Genomic DNA, 13742 nt, shown 5'->3' with positions numbered 1-13742 from the left:
TCACTGTCCCTGCAAGCGTTAACAATCACTGGCCTCCGGGGCAAGCGCCGCACCTGCCAATTCGCAAGGCGTTGCCGGATTGACTCAGCAATTCGGAACATTGACGGCCAGCCCGCCAAGCGAGGTTTCCTTGTATTTCTCGCTCATGTCCTGGCCGGTCTGGCGCATCGTCTCGATGGCCGAGTCCAGCGGAACGAGATGGCTGCCATCGCCGCGCATGGCAAGGCTGGCGGCGCTGACCGCCTTGATCGCGCCCAACCCGTTGCGTTCGATGCAGGGCACCTGCACCAACCCCTTCACCGGATCGCAGGTCATGCCCAGGTGATGCTCCAGCGCGATTTCGGCGGCGTTCTCGATCTGCCGGGGCGTTCCGCCCAGCACGGCGGCCAGCCCCGCCGCCGCCATGGCAGAGGCCGAGCCCACTTCGGCCTGACAGCCGCATTCGGCGCCCGAGATCGAGGCGTTATGCTTGACCAGCCCACCGACCGCGGCGGCGGTCAGCAGGAAATCCGGCAACTCCCGCTCACTCGCACCGGGCACGTGGTCCAGCCAGTATCGGATCACGGCGGGCACCACCCCCGCCGCGCCATTGGTGGGCGCGGTCACGACCTGCCCGCCGGCGGCGTTTTCCTCGTTCACCGCCATGGCATAGGTGGACATCCAGTCATTGATGACATGCGGTGCGGTCAGGTTCATGCCCCGCTCGGCCAGCAGTTTTTGGTGGATGGCGCGCGCGCGGCGGCGGACGCTCAGCCCGCCGGGCAGAATGCCCTCTGTGGACAGCCCCCGGTCCATGCAGTCCCGCATCACCTGCCAGATCCGGGCCAGTCCGTCCCTCAGTTCGGCATCGCTGCGAAAGATCAGCTCGTTGGCACGTTTCATCTGCGCGATGGATTTTCCCGATTTATCCGACATCGCCAGCATCTCGGCGGCGCTGGTGAACGGGTAGGGGACTTTGGATACCGCGTCGCTGCGATCCTCGCCGCCCTTTCGGGCCAGTTCCTCTTCGGTCAGCACGAAGCCGCCGCCGATCGAGTAATAGACCTGGTGAAAGATCACGTCGCCCTGTGCATCGGTGGCAGATAGCGTCATGCCATTGGCATGACCGGGCAGGGCATTCTCGAAATCGAAGCGCAAGTCGTTTTCCGGATCGAACCGCAATTCGCCCAGCCCCTCGGGCGCCAGGACCCGGCTTTCGCGATTCGCGGCCAGTGCCGTCTCGGCGGCCTCGGCATTGATGGTCTCGGGCACAAAGCCCGCCAATCCGAGGATCGTCGCGCGGTCAGTGGCATGTCCCTTGCCGGTAAAAGCGAGACTGCCATGCAGGCTCGCCTTCAGCCCATGGGCGCGGAACGGTTGCTCACGCAGGGCGTCCAGGAACCGTGATCCGGCGATCATCGGTCCCATCGTATGCGACGAGGACGGGCCAACGCCTACCTTGAAGAGATCGAATACCGACAGGAACATGATGCCCTCTTGCTGATTGTGGCATATGTAAGCAGGAGCGGGCCGAAACTACCATGCCGGATGCGACTGTCTGGCCCCTGAATTGCGACATGGTATCGCATTCCGTCTGCCTATATTATAGGCATGAAGCATGAAATTTAATCAGGGGCCGCTATCCATGCGAAGGGCCGGCAGGGGCTGGCAGTCATGCTCTTGCAGGTGAACAGCGGCAGGCCGAAGGAACGAGATATGCAGTTGCCCGAACCGATCACGATTGGCGATACACGACTTGGGCCGCCGGTATTTCTGGCGCCGATGGCGGGTATCACCGATCTGCCCTTCAGACGGGCGGTGGCGCGTCACGGCGCCGGGCTGATGGTCAGCGAGATGGTCGCCTCGACCGAGATGGTCACACCCCGGCCTTCGACCCGCGCGGCGGTGCGTGCCAAGGCGTTGACCGAGGGGCGGCTGCCGGTCTCGGTCCAGATTGCCGGGCGCGAGGCGGGGGCGATGGCCGAGACCGCCCGGATCGTCGAGGGGATGGGCGCGCGGATCATCGACATCAACATGGGCTGTCCTGCCAAGAAGGTGACCGGCGGGCTGTCGGGCGCGGCGCTGATGCGCGATCTCGATCACGCCTTGGGGTTGATCGAGGCGGTGGTCGGCGCGGTCCGGGTGCCGGTGACGCTGAAGATGCGGCTTGGCTGGGACGACAATTCCCTCAACGCCGCCGAACTGGCGCGGCGCGCCCGTGATGCCGGAGTGCGCATGCTGACCGTGCATGGCCGCACGCGGGCGCAGCTCTACAAGGGTCATGCCGACTGGACGAAGATCGCCGAGGTCGCGAATCTGCCGGACCGTCCTCCGCTGGTGGCCAATGGTGATGTTACCTGCGCGGAAACGGCACGGGCCGCCCTGGATGCGTCCGGGGCCGACGCGGTGATGGTCGGGCGGGGGGCGCAGGGCGCGCCCTGGCGGCTGGCCGAGATTGCCAACCGGCTTTGGGACACGCCCGCCCCGGTCATTCCACGTGGTGCGGCGCTGGCCGAGGCGGTCGAGGAGCATTACGAGGACATGCTGGATTTCTATGGCGCGGAGTTGGGGCTGCGCGTCGCCCGCAAGCATCTGGGCTGGTATGCCGATGCGAATGGCGCGCCGATGCGGGCCGAGATGCTGCGCGCCGACAGCCCCGCCGTGACCATTGCCCTGATCCGCCGTGCCTTCGCCGAGGCACGAGGCTCCGGTTCGGAGAAAGCCGCCGCATGACCTGTCCGCGTCCGGCCGATTTCCACGAAGCGAAACCCGGTCCGGGCTGGCTGCAATTGCCCTTGCCGGCGCTGATCCTCGATCATGGGGGCCGGGTGGGCGCGATGAATGACGCGGCGGAGATCTGGCTGAACATCTCGCGTAACTCGACGGTCGGAAAGCCTCTGGAGGGCGATGATATGGTGACGCGGCTGCGTATCCGTCCCTCGCTCGCACCGCTCTTCAGCCGTGTTATCGATGACGATGAGACGCTCCATCTGGCTGGCGTGCATTTCGAAATCGGCGATCGGGCGGGGGGACACCAGACGCGCCGGGCTTCGGTCCATGCCGGGCCGGCAGAGGGGATAGATGGTGCGGCCTCGATTCTGATCGTCCCCGAAGATGACGGTGGGATGCTTTACCAGAGCCGCGCCGTCCGTTCGGCGGCCCGCAGTGCCATCGGCATGGCCGAGATGCTGGCGCATGAAATCAAGAATCCTCTGGCGGGGATTCGCGGGGCGGCGCAACTCATGGCGATGAACGCCCCTCCCGAGGACCGCGAGATGGCCGAGATGATCGTGAGCGAATCCCGCCGGATCGTCTCGTTGCTGGAGCAGGTGGAACGGTTCGGCGATACCTCTGCGCCCAAGCTTGCGCTGGTGAATGTGCATGACGTGCTGGAGCAGGTCCGGCGCTCGGCGGCGGTCGGTTTTGCCCGGAAGGTGAGCATCGTCACCGATTATGACCCCTCGCTGCCCCATGCGTTGGCCGATGCCGACCAACTCGTGCAGGTCTGCCTGAACCTCGTGAAAAACGCCGCCGAAGCACTGGCGGGCCGTCCCGGCGGCACCATCCGGCTGCGCAGCAGCTATGATCACAGCCTGCGCCTGCCGCCCGACGACACATGGCCCAGGGGGCGAGCGCTGCCCCTGCAGATCGAGATCGAGGATGATGGACCGGGCCTGCCCGAAGCGATCGCCGATCAGGTGTTCGAGCCCTTCGTCTCGGGACGCGAGAATGGCACCGGGCTGGGGCTGGCGCTGGTCAGCAAGATCGTGACCGATCATGGCGCGCTGATCCGCGTGGACAGCCGGCCCGGCCGCACCCTGTTCAGAATTTCATTGCCCAAGGCATAAGGACCCACCCCATGGACGGAACCGTTCTGATCGCCGACGACGACCGCACTATCCGCACCGTGCTGACGCAGGCGCTGACTCGGGCGGGGTGCCGGGTTCATGCGACCGGCAGCCTCTCGCAACTGTCGAAATGGGTCGAGGAGGGGCGCGGGGATCTGGTCATCACCGATGTGATGATGCCGGACGGCAACGGCATCGACCAAATCCCCGCGATCCGCCAGTCGCGTCCCGACCTGCCGGTCATCGTGATCTCGGCACAGAACACCATCGTCACCGCGATCCGCGCGACCGAGGCGGCGGCCTTCGACTATCTGCCCAAACCCTTTGACCTGCCCGATCTGATGGCCAGGGCGAGACAGGCGCTGTCCCGCCGTCCCCGCAAATCCGATCTTGTGCCCGAAACTCCGGTGCCCCGGGACAGCGCCGATCCGGCCATGCCGCTGATCGGTCATGCGCCGGCCATGCAGGCCCTGTTCCGGATGGTGGCGCGGGTGTTGAACGCCGATCTGCCGGTGCTGATCGCGGGCGAGCCGGGCACCGGAAAGTCGATCATCGCGCGCAGTTTCCACGATCTGTCCGACCGGAGCGAGCGGGGGCTCGTGGTGCTGACCTCGGCCGATGCGGGCGAGGATGTTTTCGCGCGTGTTGCCGACAAGGCGCGTGGCGGAACGGTCATCATCGAAAACCCGGCGGGATTCGATCAGGCGGCACAGGCCCGCTTGATCGGACTGGTCGAGGCACTGGAAGCGGATGCCGACCGGATGCATTTGCCGCGGATCGTTTCCACCGCCGGCCCCGACCCGCAGGCCGATATGGCGGCGGGGCGGCTGCGTTCGGACCTGTATTACCGGCTGGCAGGGGTGACCGTATCGGTTCCGCCCCTGCGCGCCCGGGTGGACGACATCCTGCCCTTGGCCGAACATCTGTTGGCGCGTGCAGCTTCTCAGGGACTGCCTGAACGCGGTCTGGTCGAGGAAGCGGCGGCAGTGCTGCGAGCCTATGCGTTCCCCGGCAATGTGCGCGAGCTGGAAAACCTCATGCGGCGCCTCGCGCTGACCGCCAGCGGTCCCGAGATCTCGGCGAACGAGATGCGCGATGCGTTGAACCAGCAAAGCGGTGCCCGCCCGGTCAGCAACGCCGCGTCGATGGTTGTGTCCGGTGGTGGCGGGCCCGCCTCTGTGGCCAATGCGCGGCTGTCGGATGCGGTAGAAGTGCATTTGCGGCGCTATTTCGATCTGCATGGAGATGAATTGCCGCCTCCCGGACTTTATGATCGCATTCTGCACGAGATCGAACGCCCGCTTTTGGAGGTCGCACTGGACGCGACCGGCGGAAATCAGCTGAAATGTGCCGATTTATTGGGAATTAACCGCAATACACTGCGCAAAAAGCTGACAGAGCTGAATATCGAGGTGACACGCCGCCGCAAACTGATGTAAAACCGCCACATATCGTCGCGCCAGAGTCGCGACGTTGCAACAGTGAAGCCGCGAAAGACGGCGAGTGGGGATCATGGCGGGGTCCGTATTCGGGCTAAGTTGGGACAGGCTTGCGCAAATCCGTTTGGGGCGGCAGTGGCGCGGCGTCGTTGCCTGGGGTCTGCTGATCGCAGGTGCATTTCTGGTTGTCGCAACCTTCAGCGTGCTGGGACCGCTGAACCTTGGCGCGCAAGGCCAAACCTTGCGCATGATCCTGTTGCTTGATCTGTTTTACCTGATCGTGCTGATCGCGCTGGTGCTGGCACGGATGGCACGGCTGATCTCGGCCCGGCGTCATTCCGATGCCGGATCGCGGCTGCACCGCCGGCTGGTGATGATCTTTGCCGGGCTGGCCCTTGTGCCGACGGTGCTGGTCGCCCTGTTCGCGGGGTTTCTTGTCAATATCGGGCTGGAGGGCTGGTTTTCCGACCGGGTTCAGCAGGTCGTCACCAATTCGCAGGCCGCCGCCGAGGCTTATCAGGAAGAGCATCGCCACGATCTGACCGAGGATGCGCGCGCTCTGGCCGGGGTGCTTACACAGGCGGGCCGCGCCAATCCGCTGATAGATGACGGCGAGATGCGCCAGCTTCTGGTGCAGGGGCAGGCGCTGATCCAGCGAGGGTTGCGCGAAGCCTATGTCATCGACGGCTCGGGAGAGATCCGGTCGCGCGGCGAGCGCAGCTACCTGTTCTGGTACGAGGAACCCAGCAGCCAGCAACTCGACCGGGCTCAGGCCGACGGGCTGGTGCTGATCGAGGATTGGGACAACAACGAGTTCCGGGCGCTGGTCGCGTTGCCTCCGCTTGCCGATCGCTATCTTTATGTCACCCGCGATGTTGACGGCAACCTGCTGGGGTTGCTGGACGATACCCGCGCCACGATCGGCGATTACCGCCAGTTGGAGCAGACCCGCGGACAGGTGCTGTTCGAGTTTTCGCTGGTTTATCTGGGTTTCGCGCTGCTGCTGGTCGCGGCGGCGGTATGGATGGGATTGTGGTTCGCCAGCCGTCTCTCGCGCCCCATCGGTCTTTTGGCCGAGGCCAGCGAACAGGTCGGGCGCGGCAACCTGGATCTGCAGATCCCCGAGCCCGATACCGGCGACGAGATCCAGACGCTCGGGCAAAGCTTCAACCGCATGACCCGTCAGCTCAAGGCGCAGCGCGAGGAGCTCGTGGAGAGCTATCGCGCCTCGGACGAACAGCGGCGACTTTTCGACAATGTGCTGACCTCGGTGACCTCGGGCGTGATCGGGCTGGACGCGCAGGGCGAGATCGATTTTCTCAACCGCTCCGCCATCCGGCTTCTGGGGTTGGAGCCGGGCCGTGATATCGATGCGCTCCTGTCGGATGCCGTGCCCGAATTCAGCGCGCTGTTCCAGCGTCTTTCGGCGTCGGTTGCCGAAACGGTGCAGGACGAGATTCGCCTGACCCGCGATGGCCAGATGGAAAGCCTGCTGGTGCGAATGGCGGTGCGGCGCAATACCGAGGGCGATCTGGAAGGCTATGTGGTCGCCTTCGACGATGTGACCGAACTGGTCAGCGCGCAGCGCATGGCTGCCTGGGGCGATGTCGCGCGCCGGGTTGCGCATGAGATCAAGAACCCGCTCACCCCGATCCAGCTTTCCGCCGAGCGGCTGCGGCGCAAATTCGCGCCCCTGGCCGGGCCGGACGAAAAGGCCTCGCTGGATCAATATGTCGAGGTGATCATCCGCCAGACCAACGATCTGCGTCGCATCGTGGACGAGTTCAGTCGCTTTGCCCGGATGCCGGAACCGGATCGGGCCGAGATCGACCTGGCCGCATTGCTGCGTGCGTCGGTGCTGCTTCAGCAAGATGCGCTGAAAGGCGCGCTCGAAGCGAACATCCCCGACCAGCCGGTGATCGTCGATTGCGACGAGGGGATGCTAAGGCAGGCCTTCACCAATCTTCTGAAAAACGCCGGCGAGGCCGTGGACGAACGCGCCGAAACCCCGCCCGAGGGCTGGGCTCCGCATGTGTCGGTCACGATGGAGACAAGTCCCGACTCGGTGACGGTCCGCATTACCGATAACGGCCCGGGCTTGCCCGCGGACCGTTCGCGGTTGTTCGAACCCTATGTGACGCTCAAGGCGCAGGGCACCGGGCTTGGCCTGCCTATCGTCAAGAAGATCGTCGAAGAGCATGGCGGAAGCCTTACCCTGACCGATGCGCCGGACCGCGACGGCGCAATGGCCGAAATCCGACTCCCGCGGGAACGCAACCCCGTGCGCGGGAAACAGAGAAGACCCAGGCAAGAGAAAGACGAGGCAGGAACGATATGAGTGACATTCTGATCGTCGATGACGAACGCGACATCCGTGAACTGATCGCCGATATTCTGAAGGACGAGGGCTTCCAGACCCGGGTGGCCGCCAATTCCGACGAGGCCGTGGCGGCGCTGAACGAACAGGAGCCCGCGCTGATGGTGCTTGATATCTGGCTCAAGGACAGCCGGATGGATGGGATCGATATCCTCAAGCAGGTCAAGCACAATAATCCGGACGTGCCGGTGATCATCATCTCGGGTCACGGCAATATCGAGATCGCCGTGGCCGCGATCAAGCAGGGCGCCTATGATTTCATCGAAAAGCCCTTCAATATCGACCAACTCATGGTGGTCATCAACCGGGCGATGGAAACCAGCCGCCTGCGGCGCGAGAACAACAGCCTGAAGCGCGGCGACAGCCGCGTGACCGAGATGATCGGCCATTCCGCGGCGTTTAAACGGCTGCGCGACAATCTGGACAAGGTCGCCAAGTCGAACGGCCGCGTCATGCTGGCGGGCGAACCGGGCGCGGGCAAGGAACTTGCCGCCCGCTATATCCACGCCCACAGCCCCCGCGAGGCAGCGCCGTTCGTGACGGTTTCCTGCGCGGGGATCGAACCCGAACGAATGGAAGAGGTTCTCTTCGGCCGTGAGTCACCCGAGCGCGGGATCGAACCGGGGCTTCTGGAGCAGGCGCATGGCGGGGTGATCTATTTCGACGAGGTGGGCGACATGCCGCTTGGCACCCAGCCCAAGATCCTGCGTGTGCTGACCGAGCAGCAATTCACCCGCGCGGGCGGTTCGGACAAGGTGCGGGTCGATCTGCGGGTGATATCCTCGACCAATCGCGATTTGCTTGCCGAGATTGCTGCTGGCCGCTTCCGCCAGGAACTTTATGACCGGCTGAACGTGGTTCCGGTCGTCGTTCCTCCGCTATCCGAGCGGCGCGAGGATATTGGCCCGCTGGCGCAATATTTCATCGATCAGTTCAACAAGACCCAGGGGTTGAACGCCCGCGAATTGCCCGACGACACCGTCGCGGCGCTGCAGGCGATGCGCTGGCCGGGCAATATCCGGCAATTGCGCAACGTGATCGAGCGGGTTCTGATCCTTGCCGAGGAAACAGGTCCGATCAAGCCCTCGGAACTGGAGCCACAGGGCGCGACACCCGACAACAGCGATACCCTGAGCATCGGCCCGCAAGTCACTGCGATGGCACTGCGCGAGGCCCGCGAGATGTTCGAGCGTGAATATCTGCTGGCCCAGATCAATCGCTTTGGCGGCAATATCAGCCGCACCGCGCAGTTCGTCGGCATGGAGCGCAGCGCCCTTCATCGCAAACTGAAATCCCTTGGCGTCGTCGGTGGTGTGCGGACGGAAGAGGAGGCGATGAGCGGGAAGTGAAGGGCAGCCGCGGCGCGCGGCTGGCCGGTGCTCAATCGCCGGATTTCGATGCCTCGTAGCGCGCCTTGTTTTCGGCATTTGGCGGATAGAGGCCGGGCAGCGGAACACCTGCATCCACCTGCGACATGATCCAGCTTTCGAGCCGTTCCTGTTCGACCGATTGCGTTACGACCTCTTCAAGCAGTGCGGCGGGAATCAGCACGGCGCCGTCATCATCGATCACGATCATGTCGCCGGGGAAGACGGCGACGCCGCCGCAGGCGATGGGTTCTTGCCAGTTCACGAAGGTCAGGCCGGCGACCGAGGGAGGGGCGGCGGCACCGCTGCACCAGACCGGCAGACCGGTGGCGCGGACGCCCTCCACGTCCCGCACCACGCCATCGGTGACAAGCGCTGCGACGCCACGCTTTTGCATGCGTGCGCAAAGGATATCACCGAAAATTCCGGCATCGGACACGCCCATGGCATCGACCACGGCGATGCAGCCCTCGGGCATGGCCTCGATGGCGGCCCGGGTCGAGATCGGCGAGGACCAGCTTTCGGGCGTGGCGAGATCCTCGCGGGCGGGCACGAAACGCAGGGTGAAGGCACGTCCCACGATGCGCGGCTGACCGGGTTCGAGCGGTTTCGCCCCGCGAAGCCAGACATTGCGCAGACCTTTCTTTAGTAGAACGGTGGTGAGCGTGGCGGTGGTAATCTTCGACAGCGTCTGGATCAGTGCCGCGTCGTTGGACATGTCGATGGTCATGAACGGAAACTCCCTGATGGATGCGGACGGGAAGCTTTCCATCCGCGCGGATGACATGGGTGCCGCTATGTGGGCCCGCATGTGGCTGCCGCAACAAACCGGGCGGCAATCGCAATATCTGCTGCGGAACTATACGGTTATCGTTGCCGCAGCAAGCTGTTGCAATCCCGGGATCCGGGCGGTGATCAGCGCGAAGCAGACAAGCAGGAAGGCGTTGACCATCCTGCTCTGCCCGGTTGCCTGAAACAGGCCGGCGGGGTCGGATCAGAGCGTTGCGCCCATCATCATCCGGACGATCTCTTCGTCATTGGTTTCTGCCGGGCGGCGTTCGCCGGCAACGATCCCGCGGGCCAGGACGATGATCCGGTCGGAGGCGGCGAATATGTCGGGCAGATTGTGCGAGATCAGGATGATTCCGACGCCCTTTTTCTTGAGCCGCTCGATCAGGGCCATGACCTCGCGCTGTTCCGGCACCCCGAGGGCAGCGGTCGGTTCGTCCATGATGACAAGCCCGGCCTGCCAGTGGATCGCGCGGGCAATGGCGATGGCCTGCCGCTGTCCACCGGACATCTCGCGCACGGGCGCGGTCGGATCCGGGACGGTGATGCCAAGGCTTTTCATCACCTCCACCGCGTCCTCGCGCATGGTCTTGCGGTCGAGGAATGGCAATCCCAGCACCTTCCGAGTGCGCTCGCGCCCGAGATAGAGGTTCAGCCCCGGATCGAGATTGTCTGCCAGCGCGAGATCCTGATAGATCGTTTCGATTCCCGCGCTTCGGACGGCTTCGGGGGTTTTGCCGGTCAGCAATTCTCCGTTCATCCAGACCTTGCCCGCCGTAGGCTGGTAGACGCCCGAGATCATCTTGATCACGGTCGATTTGCCTGCGCCGTTGTCTCCGGCCAATACGACGCATTCGCCGGCATTGACCTCGAAGGAGACATTGCTCACCGCCTCATTGCCACCGAAGCGTTTCTTGAGGCCGTCGATCTTCAGCAACGCGCTCATGATCTGCCTCCCACGATGCGATCCTTGGACTGGTCGACCAGAACGGCGACGATGATGACAAGGCCGACTGCTACGAACTGCCAGTATGGGGGCAGACCGCAGAAGACGAGACCGAATTGGATCACGGCGATGATGAAGGCGCCGATGACTGTGCCGGTGATCGTGCCCTGACCGCCTGTCAGGGAGGCCCCGCCAATGAACACAGCCGCCACCGCGTAAAGCAGGATCGGCTCGCCGGCATTGGCGGCCCCTGCCGAGAAGCGGCTGGTATAGATCAGACCGCCGATTCCGGCGGTGATCGCCGACAGCAGGAAAAGCAGGATCAGATGCTTTTTCACGTCGACACCGGCGCGTTCGACCGAGGCGCGATTGGCCCCGAGCGCATAGGTATGGACGCCGAATCGCGTGTGTTTCAGAAGATAGTGGCAGGCAAGGGCGAGGATCGCCGCCGTCACCAGCGGAATCGGAAGGCCCAGGATGGTGCCGTTGCCGAAAGCGCGGGCATGATCGTTCCGGATCGAGACCGTCGCCCCTCCGGCCGCGATCAGGGCGACGCCCCGGGCGATGCCATAGGTGCCCAATGTGCCGATGAAGCTGGGTACGTTCAGAAGGGCGACCAGCCAGCCGTTCACCAGTCCCACCATCGCTGCCGCCAGGATACCTGCCCCCATGGCAAGCAGCACGATCAGCCAGCCGGCATCGGGGCCGGCGGCGCGGATGATCATCGCCATGATCACGGCGGCAAAGCCGGTGCTGAAGGCGATGGAAAGATCGATGTGACCGGCCACGATCACCAAAGTCAGCCCAAGAGCAAGCAACAGGATCTGCGATGCGGCGACCGAGATGGACTGAAGATTGTAGATCCGGAACAGGAAGGTGCTTCCCGTCTGTGTCTGCGCGTAGATTTCGAAGAAGCCGAGGATGAGGATCAGGAACAGCCACGACCATGCGTTGAACAGGGACCTCAGCAGCGAGGTCCCGTTTTTGTCAGCCATGCCGTTCGCCCTCATTCCGCATAGATGAATTTGGCGATCTCGTCGTCATTGACGTTGTCGGCATTGATCACGGTGAAGCCGGTCCCGATCGATGTCGGCACCGATTGCCCGGTCAGGGCCGCATAGGCCGTCATGACGCCGTAATAGCCGATCTCGGCCGGATGCTGGGCGATGGCCGCATCGACAAGGCCCGACGAGATATTGTTGACGATCGAACTGGGTGCGTCGAATGCGATCACGGTCACGTCCTCGGCCTTGCCCGCGCTTTCCACGCCGTTGCCGGCGCCGAGGGCAGAGAACAGGTTAGCGCCGAAGACGCCTGCGATATCGGGGTTGCGAGCCAGCACCGCCTGGAACTGCGATGCCGCAAGCGAGGCGTCGTTCTCGTTATACTGCGTCTCCAGCACCTCGATATCGGGATAGTTCTCGGCCATCTCGGCCTTGAAGCCTTCCTCTCTCTGGTCGGTGGTCGAGATGCCGGGCCGCACATTCGAGACATAGACCTTGCCCTTGCCTCCGATTGCCTCGGCCATGGAACGGGCTGCCATGCGCCCGCCGCCGATATTGTCCGAAGCGATATAGGAGAGCGGGAAGTCGCCATCGCCGGCGCCGTCCTGATACTTGCCGTCATCGATGAACGTATCGACGGTGATGACCGGGATACCGGCATCGGCGGCGCGGCGCAGCGGTTCGATCATCTGGGTGCTGTCGGTGGGGGCGACAAGAATCGCGTCGGGACCGCGGCCGATCACCGCGTCAAGCACGGGGGTCTGAAGCACCGGGTCGAATTCCTCGGCGCCCTGGAAGTCCACGGTGATGCCTAGGGCCTCCGCGGCTGCCTGCGCGCCGCGATTCATCGTGATATAGAAGGCGTCGGTGGTCAGACCCGGCACGAGGGTGATGGTGAAATCCTCCTGCGCCTGTGCCGCGCCGGCCGTGCCGAGCGCTGCCGCGAATGCGAGTGATGTGATAAGGTTCTTCATGAAGTTTTCCTCCCTTGCGTGATGGCCCTTTCCGGGCTGCTTTCCGATCGCCGGGTTCCTCCCTGCGGCGAATCAAAAGCCGAAAATCAGTGTGACGCAGATTGCCGGGACCGTTCCGAAGCTGCAAGAAGCAAATATCAGAAATTTATTTCTGAATCTGCGGATCTTTTGATTGCAAAACAGCAGCCAGTGTACGGGTCGTGCCTTGCCCTCCCCTGTCAGATCGGCTGTGCCCGCGGCAGCATCACCAAATCGCGGATGGTCACGTTGCGCGGACGGGTCAGCATGAACAGGGCGGCCTCCGCCACATCCTCCGAGCGCAGGCCCTCACCGGCTTGCGCCTTTCGGTCGATCTCGACAGGGTCGCTGATACCCCAGAGATCGTTCAGGACAACGCCGGGGGCGATCGCCATGGCCCGGATATTCTGGCTGCCCACCTGCTGACGCAGGCCGTGAACAAAGGCCTGAATGGCGTGTTTCGATGCCGAGTAAACCGGCTCCCAATGGATGGCCTGATGCCCGGCGACCGAACTGGTCACAAGGATGTCTCCCCCGCCGCGAGCGATCATCCCGGGCAGGGCAGCCCGAACCAGTTGAAGCACGGAATTCACGTTGATCGCCAACACGCGGTCCATCGCAGCGGGATCGGTATCGGCCACGTCCCCCGCCAGATAAAGACCGGCATTGGCCATCAGGATGTCGACAGGTCCAAGCTGCTCCTCGGTTTGCTCCAGCGCCCTGGCCACTGCCCCGGGCGCGGTCAAATCGGCAGTCAGGGCGATGGCCTGTGCGCCGATCCTCTCGGCAGCGGCAATCAGCTTGTCGGTGGATCTGGCGACAAGGGCGACCCTCGCCCCCTGTTGTGCCAGCGCTTCCGCCGTGGCCAGTCCGATGCCCGAACTCGCGCCGGTGACAAGCGCGACTTTCCCTGCGACAGATGGCATGGCTTCTCCCTTTTGCTTTTGCGACCGGACAATGGCCCTTCGCGGTTTTGTCAGCAGGCTTGCATTTAATATTAC

General features: G+C 63.9%; 12 protein-coding genes. 6 read left to right on the top strand and 6 right to left on the bottom strand.

Annotated features, from left to right (window positions below; all coding sequences use genetic code 11):
• Positions 1-84: 84 nt before the first annotated feature.
• Positions 85-1467 (bottom strand): L-serine ammonia-lyase, encoded by a 1383-nt coding sequence (locus C9E81_RS03520; protein WP_122110902.1) that lies wholly within the window; start codon positions 1465-1467, stop codon positions 85-87.
• 228 nt (positions 1468-1695) lie between these two features.
• Between C9E81_RS03520 and dusB the strand changes: the two genes are divergently transcribed.
• From dusB to ntrX, 5 genes are all read left to right on the top strand, one after another.
• Positions 1696-2712 (top strand): tRNA dihydrouridine synthase DusB, encoded by a 1017-nt coding sequence (gene dusB / locus C9E81_RS03515; RefSeq protein ID WP_122110901.1) that lies wholly within the window; start codon positions 1696-1698, stop codon positions 2710-2712.
• Complete coding sequence (locus tag C9E81_RS03510; RefSeq protein WP_122110900.1) at positions 2709-3827, top strand: two-component system sensor histidine kinase NtrB; 1119 nt, start codon at positions 2709-2711, stop codon at positions 3825-3827. The genes dusB and C9E81_RS03510 overlap by 4 nt, the downstream gene beginning before the upstream one ends.
• A gap of 11 nt (positions 3828-3838) precedes the next feature.
• On the top strand, positions 3839-5266 hold the full coding sequence (locus tag C9E81_RS03505) for a response regulator (protein ID WP_122110899.1): 1428 nt from the start codon (positions 3839-3841) through the stop codon (positions 5264-5266).
• 73 nt (positions 5267-5339) lie between these two features.
• Positions 5340-7604 (top strand): sensor histidine kinase NtrY-like, encoded by a 2265-nt coding sequence (locus C9E81_RS03500; protein WP_122110898.1) that lies wholly within the window; start codon positions 5340-5342, stop codon positions 7602-7604.
• Entirely contained in the window at positions 7601-8992 is a 1392-nt protein-coding gene (ntrX, locus tag C9E81_RS03495; RefSeq protein WP_122110897.1) for a nitrogen assimilation response regulator NtrX, read from the top strand. Before C9E81_RS03500 ends, ntrX begins: the two co-directional genes overlap by 4 nt.
• 31 nt (positions 8993-9023) lie before the next feature.
• On the opposite strand, the gene C9E81_RS03490 is transcribed toward ntrX, so the two are convergent.
• Positions 9024-9740: a ribonuclease activity regulator RraA gene (locus C9E81_RS03490; RefSeq protein ID WP_122110896.1), complete on the bottom strand. Its 717-nt coding sequence runs from the start codon at positions 9738-9740 to the stop codon at positions 9024-9026.
• 16 nt (positions 9741-9756) lie between these two features.
• Between C9E81_RS03490 and C9E81_RS03485 the strand changes: the two genes are divergently transcribed.
• Positions 9757-9984, top strand: coding sequence for a hypothetical protein (locus C9E81_RS03485; protein WP_122110895.1), 228 nt, complete (start codon positions 9757-9759; stop codon positions 9982-9984).
• Between the two features lie 20 nt (positions 9985-10004).
• On the opposite strand, the gene C9E81_RS03480 is transcribed toward C9E81_RS03485, so the two are convergent.
• The 4 genes from C9E81_RS03480 to C9E81_RS03465 all read right to left on the bottom strand — a co-directional run bounded on the left by C9E81_RS03480 (position 10005) and on the right by C9E81_RS03465 (position 13667).
• Positions 10005-10745 (bottom strand): ATP-binding cassette domain-containing protein, encoded by a 741-nt coding sequence (locus C9E81_RS03480; protein ID WP_122110894.1) that lies wholly within the window; start codon positions 10743-10745, stop codon positions 10005-10007.
• Positions 10742-11740 (bottom strand): ABC transporter permease, encoded by a 999-nt coding sequence (locus C9E81_RS03475; RefSeq protein WP_166461804.1) that lies wholly within the window; start codon positions 11738-11740, stop codon positions 10742-10744. Before C9E81_RS03475 ends, C9E81_RS03480 begins: the two co-directional genes overlap by 4 nt.
• 11 nt (positions 11741-11751) lie before the next feature.
• The gene (locus C9E81_RS03470; RefSeq protein WP_122110893.1) at positions 11752-12723 is read right to left on the bottom strand and encodes an ABC transporter substrate-binding protein; all 972 of its coding nucleotides are present in this window, start codon (positions 12721-12723) and stop codon (positions 11752-11754) included.
• Positions 12724-12941: 218 nt separating this feature from the next.
• A complete protein-coding gene (locus C9E81_RS03465; protein WP_122110892.1) occupies positions 12942-13667 on the bottom strand; it encodes an SDR family oxidoreductase in 726 nt (241 codons plus the stop codon).
• Between the last annotated feature and the right edge of the window lie 75 nt (positions 13668-13742).

The organism is Paracoccus alkanivorans, assembly GCF_003697785.1.
Taxonomy (GTDB): domain Bacteria; phylum Pseudomonadota; class Alphaproteobacteria; order Rhodobacterales; family Rhodobacteraceae; genus Paracoccus; species Paracoccus alkanivorans.
Note: the sequence above shows the minus strand (reverse complement) of the source record. Positions and strands in the feature narration are given on the sequence as shown.